Source organism: Flagellimonas spongiicola, from assembly GCF_023502425.1.
In the GTDB taxonomy this organism is placed as follows: domain Bacteria; phylum Bacteroidota; class Bacteroidia; order Flavobacteriales; family Flavobacteriaceae; genus Flagellimonas; species Flagellimonas spongiicola.
In genome coordinates this window covers 430,242-449,315 of the sequence record NZ_JAMFMA010000003.1, presented here as the reverse complement: position 1 = coordinate 449,315, position 19,074 = coordinate 430,242, and the positions used below count along the sequence as shown (strand labels likewise).

Here is a 19,074-nt window from a genome sequence, read left to right as displayed (position 1 = left end):
GATAATCGATATGAACTAAGATGTTTTACCATTTACGTTATAGTCTAATCCCTATACCAAATTCTACAGTTTCTGCTTTTGCGCCATGTGATTTTAAACTTATCGCACCAAAAATGGTATCAGCAAAATAGCGTTTCATTCCAATTCGATTGTAAACTCTTCCTTCAAAATCAAATGGATAATAAACATAGTAGCCTAACTGTGTCTCCACACTCATTTTATTAATGAACAACTCATGGCCCACAAACAACCCAACACGTTTAAAATCGGTATCAGAGGCCACATTCAATTCTGGAAACGAAGTTGCCTGCAAACGAATCAGTTCTTTTAAAAAGTTGGAGAAAAATGCATCTGCCCCAAATTGTATCGCGCTCTTTCTACCCAACCGTTTATCAGCATATGCCGATAAAATCCAGAAGCCATAGCGTCCAGAATTGATCACATCGCTTTCATTTACGCCCCCTCTCAACACCAAATTCAATTTAACAGGTTCTACCGTCTTTTCTGAAATTTGTTTCGAAATAAATTCGGGGTTCATTTTAGGGTTCAAATCGTAGGTAAACCCAAAATTCAATGCAAATGTGTTGGTCGATGTATTAGGTGCTTTAAAGTTAGCATTGGAATAATGGATCAAAGAAAATCCAGCTTTTAATCCCAAGTTCTTCCAAAGTCGGTCTTTTTGATAATTGAGCATCATCATGGTGGAGCTCAGTACATGTGTTCCATACGCATTGTTCCGGAAATTGGAATTTTTGTCATAAGGGTTGGTGTTATATGCCACTCCTTGCCCCACCCTTAACTGGACATTTCGCTTAAGTAGATAAAAATTAAAGTGCGCGTAAACGCTATAATGTTCCCCCAATGTGGGGTTTTGCATGTTTTGATAGATAAAGGTAAAGCCCGTATCCGGGTAACCATAAAGTGCTTCCCATTCTTCTTGACCATAACGTTTCTGGCTCAATCCCAAAATAAAGCCACTGGGATGTTCCGTAATCAAATGGGAAATATCCGGATTGTGCAGAAGTACCGATCCATAGAAAGGACTGGCATCCAATATATACTTCTTACCATCTGTGTCAGTTTGGGCAAAACACTGAAACACAAAGACCGGAACCACTATAAAAAATGAAAGTAGGCACTTCATGAAGCCCAAAAATAGTCATATTTAATCGATGACTTTGCTACAAACAAGGGTATTCCTGTTTAAAAAACTTCTTTGGCGATGGACATGATATTATCCGATTTACCCATGGAATAATAATGTAAAACAGGAACTCCGGCATCTTTTAGCTCCTTGGATTGTTGGATACACCATTCCACACCAACTTGTCGTACTTCTTTGTTGCTTTTACAGGATTCCACGGCCTCTATCAAATCCTCTGGGATATCCACACGAAAAACCTGCGGTAACAGTTGCAAATGCCTTTTAACGGCTATAGGTTTAATACCCGGAATAATTGGCACTTCAATACCTATTTTTCGCACCTCTTCAACAAACTGAAAAAATTTCTGGTTATCAAAAAACATTTGAGTAACAACATAATCAGCCCCGAGATCCACCTTATGTTTCAACCTTTTTAAATCCGATTTGAGTGAGGGCGCTTCCATATGTTTTTCTGGATAGCCCGCGACGCCTACACAAAAATTAGCACAATTATCAGTTTCAATGACTTCATGCAGGTAATTTCCTTTGTTCAATTCCTGAATTTGACCCACCAAATCCGATGCGAATTTATGACCCCCATTGGTTGGCGCAAAGTACTTTTCCTCCTTCATCGCATCACCCCGCAAGGCCATTACATTATCAATACCTAAATAATGACAGTCCACCAACAAATACTCTGTTTCCTCGCGTGTAAACCCGCCACAAAGGACATGGGGTACCGTATCCACATCATATTTGTGTTTGATGGATGCACAAATACCAAGAGTTCCTGGTCGCATTCTGGTCAACTTTTTATCCAATAACCCATCCCTGTCGATATATACAAACTCCTCACGCGAGGTGGTCACGTCAATAAATGGAGGTTGGAATTCCATCAATGGGTCAATATTGTCGTATAGTTCTTGTATACTCCTTCCTTTTACTGGTGGAATAATCTCAAAACTGAAGAGTGTCTCTCCTTTGGATTGTTTAATATGGTCTGTAACTTTCATTCGGTTTTAAGGTCAATTTTCAACAATATTTGGCGCTAGCCATTTTTCTGCTTCCGAAATTGCGATATCCTTGCGCTTTGCAAAATCCTCAACTTGGTCTTTTTGAATTTTACCCAATCCAAAGTACTTGGCTTCTGGATGTGCAAAATAATAGCCACTAACGCTGGCAGCTGGCCACATTGCCAAGCTATCGGTTAATTCCACTCCTATACGTTCTTTAACTTGAAGCAATTCCCAGATGGTTAATTTTTCCAGATGATCAGGACAAGCTGGATAACCCGGTGCAGGACGTATTCCTTGGTATTTTTCATCAATAAGTTCGGTGTTGGACAAGGACTCTGTAGAGGTGTATCCCCAATACTTGGTTCGCACCTCTTTGTGCAGGTATTCTGCAAAAGCTTCCGCAAGTCGGTCAGCCAATGCCTTCACCATAATGGAACCATAGTCATCCAAGTTTTTTTCATAGGAGCTGGCCAATTCTTGGGTTCCAAACCCCGTGGTAACACAAAAACACCCTACATAATCTTGGATTCCGGAAGATTTTGGAGCAATGAAGTCGGCCAATGCAATATTGGGCACTCCTGCCCTTTTCTTCAGTTGTTGCCGTAATGTTCTAAATATAAATGGTTGTGTACCTTCCAGTTCAAGCTTAATATCATCATCTTCAATTTGGTTTGCCGGAAATATTCCAAACACCGCCTTGGCCTTCAATAATTTCTGATCCAAAATCTCATCAAGCATGGTCTTGGCATCCTCAAACAATTCGGTGGCTTGTTTCCCAACTATTTCATCGGTCAAGATATTAGGATATTTACCGTGTAAGTCCCAGCTTCTGAAAAATGGACTCCAATCAATGTAATCCTGAAGTTTCTTTAGGTCAAAATCTTCCAAAACTTGAATTCCCATTTGATTGGGTTTTACGATATCCTCTGGTTTCCAATCAATTTTAAGCTTGTTCTTTCTAGCATCATCAATGGATAGATATTCCTTTTGCTTGCTTCGATTCAAAAACTTGTCCCGAAAACTTTCGTAATCTAATTTGATCGCTTTTTTATAGCCATCCGAGGTCTCCTTTTTTAGCAAATCCCCAACAACGGTTACAGCCCTTGAAGCATCATTGACATGTACTACGGATTGACTGTAAACAGGATCAATTTTTACAGCGGTATGCGCTTTACTCGTTGTAGCACCGCCTATTAAAAGTGGAACCGAAAAACTTTGTCGTTCCATTTCTTTCGCTAGAAAGACCATTTCATCTAGAGATGGGGTAATCAAACCGCTTAATCCAATAACATCCACTTGTTCATCCTTGGCTTTTTGGATAATGACTTCTGGCGGTACCATAACCCCTAAATCCACAATCTCATAATTGTTGCAGGCCAACACCACACTCACAATGTTTTTACCAATATCATGCACATCTCCTTTAACTGTGGCCATAAGAATTTTTCCTGCTGCAGCGGTATTTTTATCCTTCGAGGCTTCAATAAATGGTGTTAGGTGTGCAACTGCCTTTTTCATTACACGGGCAGATTTCACTACCTGCGGTAAGAACATTTTGCCGCTTCCAAATAGATCACCAACGACATTCATGCCCTTCATCAAATTCCCTTCGATGACCTCTAAGGGACGAGAAGCCAGCAAGCGCGCTTCTTCTACATCCTCCACAATGTATTGATCAATACCCTTGACCAAGGCCCTTGTAATCCGATTTTGAAGCGGTTCCTTACGCCAAGACAAGTCCACTTTGGATTCCTTGGCTTTACCCACCACGGTTTCAGCAAATTCCAAGAGTCGTTCAGTAGCATCGTCTCTCCGATTTAGAATCACATCTTCTACATGCTCCAGTAAATCTGCAGGGATATCATCATAAACTTCTAAAAGTGCAGGATTTACGATACCCATATTCATACCTGCTTCGATGGCATGGTATAAAAAGACAGAATGCATGGCCTCACGCACAGGATTGTTCCCTCTAAATGAAAATGACACATTGCTCACACCCCCACTCACGCTGCAATACGGTAGGTTGTTACGAACCCATCGTGTACCTTCTATAAAATCCAACGCATTTTTTCGATGCTCGTCCATACCCGTTGCCACCGGAAAAATATTCAGGTCAAAAATGATGTCTTCAGGCGGAAAGTTCACCTGGTTTACAAGAACATCGTAGGAACGTTGAGCTATTTCTACCCGCCTTTCGTAGGTATCTGCTTGTCCAACTTCATCAAATGCCATCACAATAACAGCCGCACCGTATCTTTTGATTAGTGTAGCCTGCCGGATGAATTCTGCTTCTCCTTCTTTTAAACTGATTGAATTGACCACGCACTTACCTTGTACCACCTGAAGACCGGCCTCGATGATTTCCCATTTGGAACTATCAATCATGATGGGAACCCGTGCAATGTCAGGTTCGGAAGCTATAAGGTTTAAAAAATTGACCATGGCTTCCTTACCATCGATAAGTCCGTCATCCATGTTGATATCAATAATCTGGGCACCTCCTTCTACTTGATGTCGTGCTACATCCAGGGCTTCTTCCAACTTGCGCTCTTTTATCAATCGTAGAAATTTCTTTGAACCTGCCACATTGGTTCTTTCACCCACGTTGATAAAATTACTATCAGGGGTAATTATCAAGGGTTCAAGACCGGAAAGTTTTAGATATCGTGATGGTTTATTTAGCATTTCTATGGAAGGTTATTCAATTCTGAGGTATTTTTCAACGATATATCTTTTGATTCCTGCTTCCGGGACATCTTCAACTCCGGATTGAATCAGGGTATCACCTTTGATTTCTATTTGGAAAGGAAACCGATGTCCTCTTATTTCCTCATAATCGATATATTCAAGAATTTCGGTATAAGCATTCCCATCCAATTCGTAGGTTCCTGCACCTGCATAAAAACCCTCATCCCCATTCTTTGGTTGATTGATAAATGCGAAATGGTCATTATTCAGGATTTTGATAAAATCTGCTTGGGATAGATCCTTTAGTTCAATACTATCATTTTCCCTTATTTCCCCATAAACCAGTTTCCATGTTCCAGCAATGCCTACTAAACTAAGTTTGTTGTTGGCGACACTAATGGGGTTTTCCTTCTTTTTGCAGCCTTGGGCAAACAGGATAAAAACTAGTATTGGAAGGCTATGCTTTAAAGTAATTTTCATCGCTTACGAAACTGTCTCTTGTTCTAACTTTCTTGGTTGAAACTGCGCCGCCAAATCAGCAATAGCTTTTATATGCTCAGGTGTAGTACCACAGCAGCCCCCAACAATGTTAACCAATCCTTTTTCCAAGTATTCTTTAATTTGCGCGGCCATTTGTTCTGGTGTTTCATCATAAGCTCCAAATGCATTGGGTAATCCAGCATTTGGATGTGCTGATACTCCAAACTCTGTTTTGGCTGAAAGTACTTCCAAATGGGGAACCAACTGACTTGCACCCAAAGCACAATTGAAACCAACAGTAAGAATTGGCAAATGCGAAATAGAAATTAAAAAAGCTTCTGCTGTTTGACCTGACAATGTCCTGCCTGAGGCATCCGTTATCGTACCACTAACCATTACCGGAACATGGATATTACGCTCTTCCTTCACTTCCTCAATGGCAAAAAGGGCAGCTTTAGCATTAAGTGTATCAAAAATGGTTTCAACCAACAAAATATCCGCACCTCCATCCAACAAGGCTTCCACTTGCTCTTTGTACGCTATTCGTAGCTCATCAAAAGATATTGCCCTAAAACCTGGATCGTTTACATCAGGCGACATACTAGCGGTTTTATTGGTTGGACCAATACTGCCAGCAACAAACCTCGGTTTAGTGGGGTCTTTTTCGGTAAACTCTTGTGCCACTTCCTTGGCAATTTTTGCAGATTGGTAGTTGAGCTCGTAGACCAATTCCTCCATGTGGTAGTCTGCCATGGCTATGGTTGTCCCGGAAAAGGTATTCGTTTCAACGATATCAGCTCCTGCTTCAAAGTACTTTCTATGTACTTCTGCAATAGCATCTGGCTGAGTCAAGGATAACAAATCATTATTACCCATTAAAGGATGCTTCCAATCCTTGAATCTATCACCTCTAAAATCTTCTTCCTTGAATGCATAACGCTGCAACATGGTTCCCATGGCGCCATCTAGAACCAGTATGTGTTCCTCCAGTAATTTCTCAATTTTTGACATATCCTATCAATACATTTATTCCTAAGTCCAATCTACTCAGGAAGGCTGTTAAATAAATGATATCAAGAATTGTGAAAAAGATACGGAGTCCCGTAATGCTTGGTTATCCTTCCCATTTGGTTGGGTAGAATTTAGCACCTTCTCGAAGTCGAGGGTTGCTAAGGTTTCATCGGGTCTATTCCCTCCACCTTTCTTGATAACAAATTCAGTCTTTTTATGAACTGGGGACAAAATAAAAGTGTTTTGTCCTTAAAAACAACAGATTTCTGTTTTTTGTTTGCAAACACCCTTAAAGTATTGAAACCAAAAAGGTGCTTGCTGACTCAAAATTAGTGCTAATTGCTATTATACAATACTTTGTACAACTTCTTTTTTTGCTTCCTTTTTAGAGCCATCAAATCCTTGTACACCCCCTACTGTGGTATACTTCATGACAAACCTTTTATCCGGATTGATGATTTGATATGCGTATTGACACATTACAGCAGCTTCGTGAAAACCGGAAAGGATCAATTTTAGTTTTCCAGGATAGGTATTAACGTCTCCAATGGCAAATACACCTGGAATGTTGGTTTGGTAATCTTTAGCATTATTGACTTTGATGGCATTTTTCTCAATTTCCAAGCCCCAATTGCCAATTGGACCTAATTTTGGGGATAGCCCGAACAATGGGATAAAGTAATCCGTTTCCAAATAGGTCTGCCCTTTGGCTTCGTCATTGTGCTTGATTACAACGGCTTTAAGTTGATCTTCGCCATGGATTTCCTTTACCTCAGCTTCCGTATAGAGTTGAATTTTTCCGATTTTAGCCAATTCAGATGCTTTTTCAACAGAATCCAGTGCACCTCTGAATTCGTTGCGACGATGCACCAATGCTACTTCTGAAGCTACATCAGCTAAATAAATCGCCCAATCTAATGCAGAATCACCACCTCCTGCAATCACAACTTTTTTATCGCGATAAACCTCTGGGTCCTTGATCATATAGACCACGCCATTATCTTCATAGTCCGCAATGTTGGAAATCAACGGTTTTCTTGGCTCAAAAGAACCAAGCCCACCCGCAATTACCACCACGGGAGCATGATGTTTGGTTCCTTTGTTCGTGGTAACAATAAAGGAGCCATCATCTTGTTTCTCTAGGGTTTCTGCACGTTCACCCAAAGTAAATCCCGGTTCAAACGGTTTTATTTGTTCCATCAGGCGATCCACCAAGTCCCCTGCCAATATTTCTGGGTAGGCGGGAATATCATAAATCGGTTTTTTAGGGTAAATCTCTGAACATTGGCCACCAGGTTCTGGTAAGGCGTCAATCAAATGGGTCTTCAATTTTAAAAGTCCTGCTTCAAATACAGTGAACAAGCCCGTAGGACCCGCACCGATTATAAGTATATCCGTTTTTATCATCTTATTGTAATTCTGCTAACTCAATTTCCTTTTTACTGAACTCATTTTGCAATTGGATTAGGTTGTGCCTGTGATTTACAACCGCTCCAATCACGATTATTGCAGGATTGGATAACTGCTGCTCCTTTGCCTTGTACTCAATGGAAGCAACAGTTCCAATTCCTATTTTTTCATTTACCGTGGTGCCATTTTGAATGATGGCAACAGGGATATTTTGTTTTCCTTCTTTTTTGAATAATTCCATGATTTCATGCAATTTGGACATCCCCATTAGAATGACCACTGTAGCATTGGATTTTGCTGCCAAGGCAACATCTTGGGAAAGCTCATGCGATTTTGTTGTGCCTGTTATTACCCAAAAACTTTCGGCAGCTCCTCTTTTTGTAACTGGAATGTTTTGTGCAGCAGGTACTGAAACAGAAGAAGAGATTCCAGGAACTACTGCTACATCCAAACCAAATTCAGCGGCATATTCCATTTCCTCTGCACCTCTTCCAAAGACAAAGGGATCACCTCCTTTAAGTCTTACCACATGGCCTTTCAATTTTGCTCTTTGGACAATCAACTCATTGATTTGAACCTGTTGGTAGGCATAACAACCCTTGCGTTTGCCCACAAAAATCTTTTCTGCTTTTGGAGCATACTCCAATAAGGCGGTATCTACTAAGGCATCATACAAAACCACAGCCGCGCTCTGCAATGCCTTAATCCCTTTAAGGGTAATCAAATCCACATCGCCTGGACCAGCCCCAACAACAGTTAGTTTTCCCTTATGCATGACTCAACTCCATTTTTCTAAAAGCTTCCAAACGATCCAATACCAACATGGCGTCGGATAGAAAATTTTGAGCAAATTCCTTAGAAGGCTTTTGTTTGTTCAATTGCAATGCCAAAGCTTCAAAACCGCCAGTAAATGGTATTTTTCTTGTAGCGACATAATGCGTATCAAAATCACGGATGATACCTGCATGGGTATTGACTTTTACTTTTCCGGAAGTAAGAAGTGCTTTTGCCGAATTCACGATAGATTGATAGGAGTAATAAACACTCGCTGCCCATCGTTCTTCCAACAATGCTTCCCTTGCACTATCAATTTTCTCCTGACTCTCAAAGAAAAGGGTAGCCACCAAATCCACTATTACACCTGCGCATTCTCCTATTCCGATTTCCTTTTTATACTTCTCTTCGTTTCCCCAATCAATAAAATCATCAAGAACAAGATTGTCAACGTCTGCCAATGGTTTTAGAAAATCATAGAAATAGGGTTCTCCTTTTTCCCAATAATAATCAGCAAAACTTGCTCCATTTCCATTGGCGTTGAAATCATCCAAAATCAATCGCAATGCCTGTGGGCCTCTTTTACTAGGAATCTTGATAACCTTATCTGCAAAGCGGGCGTTGCCGTTCCCAAAATTTCCACCGCCTAGCAATACCTGGAGCGCCGGAGCAACTAATTTATCCTTTGTTCTAACGGACATACCTTGAAAACCGATGTTGGCCATTGTGTGCTGACCACATGCATTCATACAGCCACTAATTTTAATTACCACATCCGGATTATCAATATACTCTGGATATTCAGCCTTGATTAACCGTTCCAATTCCTCAGCTATTCCTGTACTACTTGCGATACCAAGATTACAGGTATCCGTTCCGGGACATGCGGTGATATCCAATGCTTTATTATACCCAGCTTCAACAAAGTCCAATTTTTCCAATTCTTGATAGAAAAAAGGTATTAGTTCCTCTTTGACATAAGGGATTAGGATGTTCTGTCTTAAGGATAATCTGATTTCACCAGCAGCATAGTTTTGCACCAATCGAGCCAGTTTTCTAGCCTTATCCGTATAGAAATCACCCAAAAGCACTTTGATACCAATTGCAACGTACCCTTTTTGCTTTTGCGGAACCAAATTGGTGGATTTCCATTTTTCAAATGCAGCTTGGTTAGGTATTACGACATTCGGTGTCTCAACTTCAGCTACCGAAGTAGATGGGTAACTTTCATAATCTATGGGGTAGGTTTGGTGCGGAATTGCCAATTGCTCTTGTTCCAATAGTATCTTGAAACCGTCCAATCCAATATCCTTTAAGAGAAACTTCAATCGCGCTTTTGCCCTACTTTTCCGTTCACCATGACGATCAAATATTCGTATGACACCTTCCATCAATGGAATGATCTTATCCGCAGGCAAAAAACTATAGAGTTCATCGGCATGACGAGGTTGTGAACCTAATCCTCCAGCCAACATGACTTTAAATCCTCGTTCCCCGTTTTTTACCTTAGCGATGAATCCCAAATCATGCATGTAGGACAATCCTGTATCGGCATCACTCGCAGAAAAAGACACCTTGAACTTCCTTCCCATTTCTTGCCCAATAGGATTTCTTAGGAAATATTGGAAAACGGCATGGGCATAAGGTGAAACATCAAAAGGTTCGTTTATATCAATACCCGCTGTTTCACTAGCCGTAACATTTCTCACGGTATTTCCACAAGCTTCACGAAGCGTAACATCATCCCGTTCCAATTCGGCCCAAAGTTCTGGGGTCCTGTTAAGATCTACATAATGGATTTGTATATCCTGTCTGGTGGTAATATGCAATCTACCTCGTGAATATTCATCAGAAACATCAGCGATTCGGAGCAACTGTTTGGAGGTGACTTTTCCATAAGGTAGTTTAATCCGAATCATTTGCACACCTTGTTGGCGCTGACCATAGACCCCTCGGGCCAAGCGAAGACTTCGGAACTTTTCCTCATCAATATTTCCCCCATTGAATTCTCGGATTTTTCTATCCAATTCAATAATATCCTTTTCTACAAGTGGATTTTCTATTTCTGTTCTAAAGCTTCTCATATTCCTAGTTTTCCTATCTAATTAATAGGATATAATTAAAATTTTTCCTTACATCGTCAAGAATAACGTTTATAGTGGATAGTCTACTCTATAAACCCTACTCCTGCCGTATGATTAGTTCTAGTATCTATTATGATAAACGAGCCATTGGTTCTATGATCTTTAAAACGGTCATAAAAAATCGGCTTGTTGAATTTCAAACGCACTTTAGCAATGTCATTCATTTGTAAAGTGTTTGCGTTTTCTTCAATTCCGCTATAATCCGGATTGATTTTATGCTCTATAGCATCAACTTTGGCCAATACCTTATTGATTCCGTGTTGAACCACATACTTGCCCCCGGTAACAAGACTATCAGAATCCATCCACGATACTGTTGCCGTCAATTGCTTGTCAATAGTAGGTAAATCTCCAACTTTCACTAACATATCACCCCTACTCACATTTACCTCATCTTCTAAGGTAATGGTAACGGATGAGCGTCTTGGTGCTGTCTGGTATTCCTGATCATAAAAGAAAATATTCTTGATCTTGGATCTTGTCATGGATGGTAATACCACAATTTCATCACCAACACTCAATTCCCCGCCGTACACTTTACCAGTAAATCCACGGAAATCATGAAATTCTTCTGTTTTTGGGCGCACAACATATTGAACTGGGAACCTTGGAGTACCCGTGTTGTAGATGTCTTCCAAATCCAATTCTTCTAAGTGCTCCAACAACGTTTGTCCATTATACCAAGGTGTGCGCTCAGAACTATTTACCACATTATCTCCCTTTAAGGCACTTACAGGAATAAATGTGATTTTTTGACCTTGATAATCACGTTTGGCCATCAATTTTTCAAAATCTGACTTTATCGTATTGAATACTTCCTCAGAATAATCGACCAAGTCCATTTTATTGATCGCCACAATCACATCTTTAATACGAAGTAGATTGTTGATGAAAAAATGCCTATTGGTCTGTTCGATCACCCCTTTTCTGGCATCAATCAAAATAATGGCAGCTTGGGACGTGGATGCCCCAGTAACCATATTTCTCGTGTACTCCACGTGGCCAGGAGTATCTGCTATAATGTAACTCTTGGAAGCAGTAGAAAAGTAAATGTGGGCTACATCAATCGTAATTCCCTGTTCTCTTTCTGCCACTAGACCATCTGTTGCCAGTGAAAAATCCAGATAATCATATCCTTTTTGCTTACTGGTTTTTTCGATGGCTTCCAATTTATCGTCAGTCAATGATTTGGTATCATAAAGCAGCCTCCCAATTAAGGTACTTTTACCATCGTCTACACTTCCTGCTGTTGCTATCTTAAGTACTTTCAATGTCTTTTTCTTTAGTTCGATTTAGAAATAACCTTGTTGTTTGCGCTTTTCCATTGCCGCCTCAGAACGTTTATCATCGATTCGTGCTCCTCGTTCCGAGATTTTTGATTCCCGTATTTCCACTACTACTTTTTCGATAGTATCAGCATGGGATTCAACAGCAGCGGTACAACTCATATCGCCAACGGTACGGAAGCGAACCATACGTTCTTCAACTGTTTCATCTGCTGCTCTAAATACAACGGCGTCTTCTGCAGACCAAATCAATCCATCTCTTAAAAAAACATTTCGCTTATGCGCAAAATAGATGGATGGTATTTCTATATTTTCTTTTTCAATGTAGCTCCAAACGTCAAGCTCTGTCCAATTACTTATTGGGAAGACACGGACATTTTGACCTAATTCTATCTGACCGTTCAACATATCGAACAATTCCGGTCTTTGGTTCTTTTCATCCCATTGTCCAAAATCATCACGTACAGAAAAGATGCGCTCCTTGGCACGTGCTTTTTCTTCGTCACGTCTGGCACCACCAATACAGGCATCAAATTTGAACTCCTCAATGGCATCCAAAAGTGTAGTGGTTTGAAGCATGTTTCTACTTGCATATTTCCCGGTCTCCTCAACTACTTTGCCTTGATCAATGGAATCCTGAACTTTGCGTACTATCAATTCCACGCCCAACTCATCTACCAACTTATCCCTAAATTCAATGGTCTCTGGGAAATTATGCCCCGTATCAATGTGCATTAATGGAAATGGAATCTTTGCGGGCCAAAACGCTTTCTGCGCCAATCGAACCAAGGTAATGGAGTCTTTCCCTCCAGAAAATAGGAGTACAGGCTTTTCAAACTGGGCCGCAACCTCGCGAAAAATATAAATGGCTTCATGCTCTAAGGCATTTGCAATAGGTCTTTCCGGTAGTTCCAACACTTCAGGTTTTACTATTTCTTCTGTTAATGTATTCAAGTCTTTGTTTTATTTAGATTTCCGATAATCGGAAAATAAGGTTGTATTCTTTAGTTTAAGTATGTAATCCACATTCACGATTCTCCAACACTTTGGTCGGATCAAAATATTTATGTTCGTTTGGTAGATCGTACGATTTTAAATAGGCATCCAATTGCGTATCATCCCAATAATAAAAAGGACTGACTTTTAGTACTCCATCATTGCTTAAGCTCAGCACATCCAAAGAATCGCGGTGAGCGGTTTGTCCTTTTCTCAAATTTGTAAACCAAACATCTGGTTTATGCTCCTCCATTGCCCTTCGAAAGGGTTCTAGTTTCACCTGCTCTGTAAAAACAGCATGCAACGGGTCTTCAATGTTTGGTATTCCCATTACAGCATCACGATGTGAAGAGGTTTGCTTAGGCACATACAATTGAACGTTCAAGCCCAATCGGGAAATTAGTTCTTCTGCATGTTTGTAGGTGTTTGGGGTATTATATCCAGTATCGCACCATATTACAGGAATATCGGCGTCAACATCGGTCACCGCATGTAATATAGCAACCTCATAAGGTCTGAAATTGGTGGTTACTACAGGATTGGTTCCATTGCTAATGGCCCACGAAATAATCTCCTGTGGCGGAATTCCCCTAAACTGCTTGTTTAAATTCTCAATGTCTGCAACTGTAAATGCCATACGATTATAACTTTATCTACCCCAAGAAATCTTATTCCAAATGCGCTCGTGGAAAAAATAAAGGACCATCTTGGTGACCAATTCCACCAAACCGATGGAAAACGCCAATGAAAGGGTCCCTGTAATGATCCAAGAGATTATGATGGTGTCCAACGTACCAACAATTCTCCAACTTATGGATTTTACGATACTTCGCTTTGGACTTTCGGAGTTTTTATCCTTGGTATAGGTATCTCTCTTTCCTCCGTTATCTAGAATTAATTGGTCTGCTATCATTTGCTATTTTAATACCCTACTAACTTAATAGGAAATTCAAAAGTAGGTTATATTTTTTGAACCAATCGTTAATTTGAACACAAAATTACCTTTACCCTATCGTTTTTATAGATTTTAACAAAATAGCTTTGAAAATTTAAGAAATTCCCACCCTAGAATAGATGGATCTGAAGTTTTGTGTATTAGGCGATCAAGTCAGCCAATGTATTGTTCCGGTACACTTCCAAGGCCCCATCCCGAACTTGCAGCATTAATTTGTGCACTGAACATTTGTTCTCGTCTGGACAGTCATCGCATTTTTCGTAGAAATTTAGGCTAACGCACGGCACCATTGCAATTGGACCTTCCAATACACGTATTACCGCGGTCATCACAATTTCCTCTGGTTCTTTAATCAGGTAATAGCCTCCACCCTTACCTTTCTTAGAGCCCAAGAATCCATTTCTACGGAGTGTAAGTAATATACTCTCCAAAAATTTTTGGGATATATTCTCGTGCTTTGCGATTTCAGCAATTTGCACCGGCTCCTTTGAGTCAATTGAAGCTAGATAAGTAAGTGCTTTTAAGCCGTATTTTGTCTTCTTGGAGAGCATCTCACGAATATAGCCAAAAATTCGTGTTGATTAGGTTGATGACACCTTTATCGCTCCAAAGCTTGTTGAATATCTGCAATAATATCATCAATATGCTCCAGCCCCACAGAAACCCTTACCGTTCCATCTGTTATTCCAACTGCCAAACGTTCCTCTGAGGAGAGTTTACTATGTGTTGTTGAAGCAGGATGGGTTACTATGCTACGGGAATCCCCAAGATTTGCTGAAAGTGATAACAACTGTATTGCATCAAAGAAATTTCTACCTGCCTCTAAACCACCATTTACTTCAAATGCAACTACACAACCACCGGCTTTCATTTGCCTTTTGGCAACCTCATAATTTGGATGTGACTTCAAAAATGGATATTTCACCCATGAAACTTTTGGGTGACTTTCCAAAAATGTTGCCAATTGTAGGGCATTTTCACAATGCCTGTCCACTCGCAACGCCAAGGTTTCCAAACTCTTGGAAAGCACCCACGCGTTGAAAGGCGAAAGTGCAGGGCCAGTGATTCTGGCAAACCTGTAAATTTTGTCCACAAGGGCCCCATCACCAACTGTTATTCCTGCCAATACCCTACCTTGACCATCCATTAATTTGGTACCGGAATGAATAACCAAATTAGCGCCAAACTTTATAGGCTGTTGTAAATAGGGTGATGCAAAACAATTGTCAATAATAAAAATCAGATTGTATTTTTTGGCAATAGCCCCTAGAGCTTCCAAATCTAAAACATCTACACCTGGATTGGTAGGGGATTCCGCATACAGAATTTTGGTATTTGGTTGGATCAAAGCTTCAATACCATCCAATTCATCTACATCAAAATAATCCGTTGCAATATTCCATTTTGGGAAAAATTGGGTAAACAATGAATGTGTAGAACCAAAAACACTTTTTGACGAAATGATGTGGTCACCACTTTCCAGTAATGCTGCAAATGTGGAATAAACGGCAGCCATGCCTGAAGCAAATGCGAAGCCAGCCTCAGCTCCTTCCATTTTACAAACTTTCGCTATAAACTCATTGGAATTGGGATTTGAGTATCTAGAATAGATATTCCTATCCTTTTCTTCAGCAAAGGAAGCCCTCATATCTTCGGCATCCTCAAATACAAAGCTCGAGGTAAGATACATAGGTGTAGAATGTTCCAAAAATTGCGTTCGTTCCGTTTGCGTACGTATGGCTTCTGTTTCAAATTTTCTGCTCATGCCAATTACATTTTTTCTGCTATTCGTAATATATCGCCAAAAACTCCCCGGGCCGTCACTGCCGCACCGGCACCAGCTCCCTGTATAACCAGTGGGTTTTCACCGTATGATTCAGTATAAATCTCAATTATGGAATCAGAACCGCTAACCTGACCCAACGCACTTTCCTTTGGAACCGATATCAACTTCACTTCCAATTGTCCTTTGTCCTGTTGCAAATCACCATGTAAGTCGCCTACATAACGAAGCACATGCCCTTCTTGCTGTTTTGCTTTAATAGCATTGAAAACAGCGTCCATTACTTGTATCTTAGACTGGAAATCCTCAAAACTGGATTCACGTAATTCTTCCGGTATCAGGTTCTCAATGTCGATATCGGTAAATTCATTTTTAAGATCCAATTCCCTGGCTAAAATGAGCAACTTTCGTCCTACATCATTTCCTGAAAGGTCTTCTCTGGGATCAGGCTCTGTAAATCCCTGTTTCATGGCATCTTCAACAATTTCTGAAAAACTGGCCTCAGATTCCGAATAGGTGTTGAAAATATAGCTCAATGAACCTGAAAAGACTCCCTTTATTCGTGTTATGTTCTCGCCAGATAAATGCAATAACTTTATGGTATCAATCAATGGAAGACCAGCTCCTACATTGGTTTCGTACAAATATTGTTTTTGATGTTTTTCCAAATCAGAACGTATGGCATTGTAAAAATCGAACTGCAATGTATTCGCAATTTTATTTGAAGACACTAAATCAAACCCGTTTTCAATCAGTAAACCATAATCAGTGACAAAGGTTTCGCTGGCAGTATTATCAACAGCTATCAAATTTTCCAAATGATGGTCCTTCGCATATTGAACGATATCCAGAATTCCATAATCTTGTCCTTTCTTCTCCAAATCCGATTCCCAGGTATGCGCTACACCTTTTTTATTTAGTAATGCCTGCTTAGAATTGGTAACAGCAAAAACCCTAAGATCTATCCCTTTTCTTTGTTCAATACTTTCCTTTGATTCCAAAATTTGGTCAATTAAGGTCCCTCCCACATTTCCATGACCGAAAATTGCCAGATTCACTTTTTTGGCGATACCAAAGATCTGACCATGAACCACATTGATGGCTTTATTCAAATCCGATTTACGAACTACCAAACTGACGTTTTTCCCGGTTACGGTATTGTTGAACAGCAAGGGCACTATATGGTTTTTTACCAAGGCATTGAAGGGTTTATGGAATGTACTTAAATCCATTCCAACAATGGATATCACCGAAACATCCTTCTCAACTGTAATCTGATTCACATCTTGGGCTGAATAATCGGTTTCAAACTCAACATCCAGTACTTTTTTTGCTTTTTGGGCCTGTTTGGAATCCACCACCAAGCCTATACCTCGCTCAGAAGATCCTTGCGAGATTATACCCACACTGATGTTGTTCTGCCCCAAAACCCTAAATATCCGGGCATCGATTCCCACTTTTCCCAGTAATCCACGTCCAGACAGATTCACTAGAGACACGTTTTCCAAAACAGATAATGACTTAATGCCTCCATTACCAGTTTTTGGACCTATTAATGTACCCTTACTTTGATCATTAAATGTGTTTTTAATTCGCAGCGGAATATTCTTTTCTATTAATGGGATAATCGTCTTTGCATGAAGAATGTTGGCACCAAAGTTCGCCAATTCATTAGCCTCCTCATAAGAAATGGAATCAATGAGTTTGGCATCTGACACCAAATCTGGATTGGCTGTATAAATTCCATCAACATGGGTATAATTGACCAGCACTTGGGCATCTAGATAATTGGCCAAAAGAGCAGCGGAATAGTTACTTCCATTCCGACCCAAGGTAGTAGTTTCACCATTTTCCGTTGACGCGATAAAACCGGTTGTAACTACTATTTCCCCTAGTTCCAGTTCCCGAAAACAACGAATTACATTTTCTTTTGAAACAGATTCGTCTACTTCAGCATTGTTAAACGCATCATCGGTTTTGAGCAAAGTACGAGAATCTACGAAGCGTGCAGGCACATTTCTTTTTTGCAACAAGGCAGTTACCACCTTTGCAGATATCAATTCACCAAAAGCCAATAACTCATCCTGGGTTTTTAGACTATAATCCCCGGTCAACGAAACCCCTTTGAGCAATTTTTCAATTGTTTGGAATTCGCTTGCTAAATCAATATTGTCCACTACGGCTTTTTGATAGCTTGCAAATGCCTTCAGGTCTTCTTGGAATTGTTCACCTCGGGCTGCTTTATTCAGCATTTCTTCCAACTCGTCCGTGGCCTTACCTCTTGCGGAAAGTACCACGGCAAAATGTTCTTGGTTGTTGGCACGTTTTTCAATTACAGAAAGTACATTTTCCAAGCCCTCTCCATTGGCCAAAGATTTACCTCCGAATTTTAAAATCTTGATTCGTTCAAGTATGGATTGCTTTTGGAAAATTGGATTCAATAAGTTCTCCAATTGCTGGAATTCTATCAAAAAAGCATCATGTCCGTGCAAGGATTGAACTTCACCATATGTGACATTGGCATTAGCTTGTGCTAGGTGGCGAAAGGTTTCCTTGTTTTCCTCAGCTGTAAAAAATAAATCCGAATTAACTCCAATGATGTGGATCTTGGTATCACTTGCCTGTAATTGTTGAAATGCTTCATCGCCATTTCTAGTGATATCAATGGTTTTTAGCAATTGGTTCATCAACTTGTAGGCGGATAACTGAAAGCGTTCTTGCAATTTCTTACCATGGTGCATCAGCCAACTCTCCACATTGAAAACCTGGAGCTCTTCATTAGTGCTACGTTTAAATCGTTCCTTAAACGACTCTGGCGTACGGTAACATAACATCGCATGCATTCGGGCATCATGGACTGGTTGTTTGGAATTCACCAAAAACTGCTCTTGGATTTGGCAATTGGCGATCAACCAATCGGTCGATTTCCAATCTGAAGCAACCGGAATCAAATGCCTGGTCAAATTAGGATGAAGCGCCGCCATTTCCCAGGCTATACCTCCACCCAAAGAACCACCAATAATCGCAAACAATCGTTCAATTTTCAATTGCGCCAACCCCTGCAAAAAAATACGAGCTACATCCCCCGCAACAAAATCCTTGTAATTGTCCACTACAAAACCATCATAGCCGTTACCTGGCACATTGAACGCTAGAATAGTATAGACTTCGGTGTCAATGCATTTCTCTTTCCCTATAATCTCGGACCACCATCCGTTTTCACCAGTAACATTTGAATTTCCAGTAAGGGCATGATTGACCAATACAATAGGAGCCGTATGTAGTTTTTGCCCAAAGATTTGATATGACAGTTCCAAATCTTGGGATTTGCCATTGAGGGTTGTAAACTTCTTTATTTCCAGTTTGCTGAGCATTCCTTTCAAC

General features: G+C 40.3%; 15 protein-coding genes and 1 riboswitch. All 15 genes read right to left on the bottom strand.

What is annotated here, in order from left to right:
- Positions 1 to 37: 37 nt before the first annotated feature.
- The 15 genes from M3P19_RS13535 to thrA all read right to left on the bottom strand — a co-directional run bounded on the left by M3P19_RS13535 (position 38) and on the right by thrA (position 19,064).
- Positions 38 to 1,144 (bottom strand): acyloxyacyl hydrolase, encoded by a 1,107-nt coding sequence (locus tag M3P19_RS13535; RefSeq protein WP_249658225.1) that lies wholly within the window; start codon positions 1,142 to 1,144, stop codon positions 38 to 40.
- Between the two features lie 59 nt (positions 1,145 to 1,203).
- Positions 1,204 to 2,157, bottom strand: coding sequence for a methylenetetrahydrofolate reductase [NAD(P)H] (metF, locus tag M3P19_RS13530; RefSeq protein WP_249658224.1), 954 nt, complete (start codon positions 2,155 to 2,157; stop codon positions 1,204 to 1,206).
- 12 nt (positions 2,158 to 2,169) lie between these two features.
- Entirely contained in the window at positions 2,170 to 4,848 is a 2,679-nt protein-coding gene (gene metH, locus M3P19_RS13525) for a methionine synthase (RefSeq protein WP_249658223.1), read from the bottom strand.
- A 12-nt stretch (positions 4,849 to 4,860) separates the two neighbouring features.
- The gene (locus M3P19_RS13520) at positions 4,861 to 5,331 is read right to left on the bottom strand and encodes a hypothetical protein (RefSeq protein WP_249658222.1); all 471 of its coding nucleotides are present in this window, start codon (positions 5,329 to 5,331) and stop codon (positions 4,861 to 4,863) included.
- A 3-nt stretch (positions 5,332 to 5,334) separates the two neighbouring features.
- Positions 5,335 to 6,342 (bottom strand): homocysteine S-methyltransferase family protein, encoded by a 1,008-nt coding sequence (locus M3P19_RS13515; RefSeq protein WP_249658221.1) that lies wholly within the window; start codon positions 6,340 to 6,342, stop codon positions 5,335 to 5,337.
- Positions 6,343 to 6,442: 100 nt separating this feature from the next.
- Positions 6,443 to 6,545, bottom strand: a riboswitch (SAM riboswitch).
- Between the two features lie 142 nt (positions 6,546 to 6,687).
- A complete protein-coding gene (locus M3P19_RS13510) occupies positions 6,688 to 7,749 on the bottom strand; it encodes an NAD(P)/FAD-dependent oxidoreductase (protein WP_249658220.1) in 1,062 nt (353 codons plus the stop codon).
- A gap of 1 nt (position 7,750) precedes the next feature.
- Entirely contained in the window at positions 7,751 to 8,527 is a 777-nt protein-coding gene (gene cobA / locus M3P19_RS13505; protein WP_249658219.1) for a uroporphyrinogen-III C-methyltransferase, read from the bottom strand.
- Entirely contained in the window at positions 8,520 to 10,610 is a 2,091-nt protein-coding gene (locus tag M3P19_RS13500) for a nitrite/sulfite reductase (protein WP_249658218.1), read from the bottom strand. Before M3P19_RS13500 ends, cobA begins: the two co-directional genes overlap by 8 nt.
- Before the next feature lie 83 nt (positions 10,611 to 10,693).
- On the bottom strand, positions 10,694 to 11,941 hold the full coding sequence (locus tag M3P19_RS13495; protein ID WP_249658217.1) for a sulfate adenylyltransferase subunit 1: 1,248 nt from the start codon (positions 11,939 to 11,941) through the stop codon (positions 10,694 to 10,696).
- Positions 11,942 to 11,962: 21 nt separating this feature from the next.
- Positions 11,963 to 12,850, bottom strand: coding sequence for a sulfate adenylyltransferase subunit CysD (gene cysD, locus M3P19_RS13490; RefSeq protein WP_249658471.1), 888 nt, complete (start codon positions 12,848 to 12,850; stop codon positions 11,963 to 11,965).
- A gap of 115 nt (positions 12,851 to 12,965) precedes the next feature.
- Positions 12,966 to 13,589 carry a phosphoadenosine phosphosulfate reductase domain-containing protein gene (locus M3P19_RS13485; protein WP_249658216.1) on the bottom strand — a complete coding sequence of 208 codons (624 nt, stop codon included), beginning with the start codon at positions 13,587 to 13,589 and terminating at the stop codon, positions 12,966 to 12,968.
- A gap of 12 nt (positions 13,590 to 13,601) precedes the next feature.
- Positions 13,602 to 13,865, bottom strand: coding sequence for a DUF2061 domain-containing protein (locus M3P19_RS13480; RefSeq protein WP_249658215.1), 264 nt, complete (start codon positions 13,863 to 13,865; stop codon positions 13,602 to 13,604).
- A 182-nt stretch (positions 13,866 to 14,047) separates the two neighbouring features.
- Positions 14,048 to 14,458 (bottom strand): RrF2 family transcriptional regulator, encoded by a 411-nt coding sequence (locus M3P19_RS13475; RefSeq protein WP_249658214.1) that lies wholly within the window; start codon positions 14,456 to 14,458, stop codon positions 14,048 to 14,050.
- 47 nt (positions 14,459 to 14,505) lie between these two features.
- Positions 14,506 to 15,672 carry a trans-sulfuration enzyme family protein gene (locus M3P19_RS13470; protein ID WP_249658213.1) on the bottom strand — a complete coding sequence of 389 codons (1,167 nt, stop codon included), beginning with the start codon at positions 15,670 to 15,672 and terminating at the stop codon, positions 14,506 to 14,508.
- A gap of 5 nt (positions 15,673 to 15,677) precedes the next feature.
- Entirely contained in the window at positions 15,678 to 19,064 is a 3,387-nt protein-coding gene (thrA, locus tag M3P19_RS13465; RefSeq protein WP_249658212.1) for a bifunctional aspartate kinase/homoserine dehydrogenase I, read from the bottom strand.
- Positions 19,065 to 19,074: the final 10 nt, after the last annotated feature.

Bases quoted from the DNA above. Each gene is read 5' to 3' on its own strand.
- M3P19_RS13535 (WP_249658225.1), bottom strand. From the start codon at position 1,144: ATGAAGTGCCTACTTTCATTTTTTATAGTGGTTCCGGTCTTTGTGTTT.
- metF (WP_249658224.1), bottom strand. From the start codon at position 2,157: ATGAAAGTTACAGACCATATTAAACAATCCAAAGGAGAGACACTCTTC.
- metH (WP_249658223.1), bottom strand. From the start codon at position 4,848: ATGCTAAATAAACCATCACGATATCTAAAACTTTCCGGTCTTGAACCC.
- M3P19_RS13520 (WP_249658222.1), bottom strand. From the start codon at position 5,331: ATGAAAATTACTTTAAAGCATAGCCTTCCAATACTAGTTTTTATCCTG.
- M3P19_RS13515 (WP_249658221.1), bottom strand. From the start codon at position 6,342: ATGTCAAAAATTGAGAAATTACTGGAGGAACACATACTGGTTCTAGAT.
- M3P19_RS13510 (WP_249658220.1), bottom strand. From the start codon at position 7,749: ATGATAAAAACGGATATACTTATAATCGGTGCGGGTCCTACGGGCTTG.
- cobA (WP_249658219.1), bottom strand. From the start codon at position 8,527: ATGCATAAGGGAAAACTAACTGTTGTTGGGGCTGGTCCAGGCGATGTG.
- M3P19_RS13500 (WP_249658218.1), bottom strand. From the start codon at position 10,610: ATGAGAAGCTTTAGAACAGAAATAGAAAATCCACTTGTAGAAAAGGAT.
- M3P19_RS13485 (WP_249658216.1), bottom strand. From the start codon at position 13,589: ATGGCATTTACAGTTGCAGACATTGAGAATTTAAACAAGCAGTTTAGG.
- M3P19_RS13480 (WP_249658215.1), bottom strand. From the start codon at position 13,865: ATGATAGCAGACCAATTAATTCTAGATAACGGAGGAAAGAGAGATACC.
- M3P19_RS13475 (WP_249658214.1), bottom strand. From the start codon at position 14,458: ATGCTCTCCAAGAAGACAAAATACGGCTTAAAAGCACTTACTTATCTA.
- M3P19_RS13470 (WP_249658213.1), bottom strand. From the start codon at position 15,672: ATGAGCAGAAAATTTGAAACAGAAGCCATACGTACGCAAACGGAACGA.
- thrA (WP_249658212.1), bottom strand. From the start codon at position 19,064: ATGCTCAGCAAACTGGAAATAAAGAAGTTTACAACCCTCAATGGCAAA.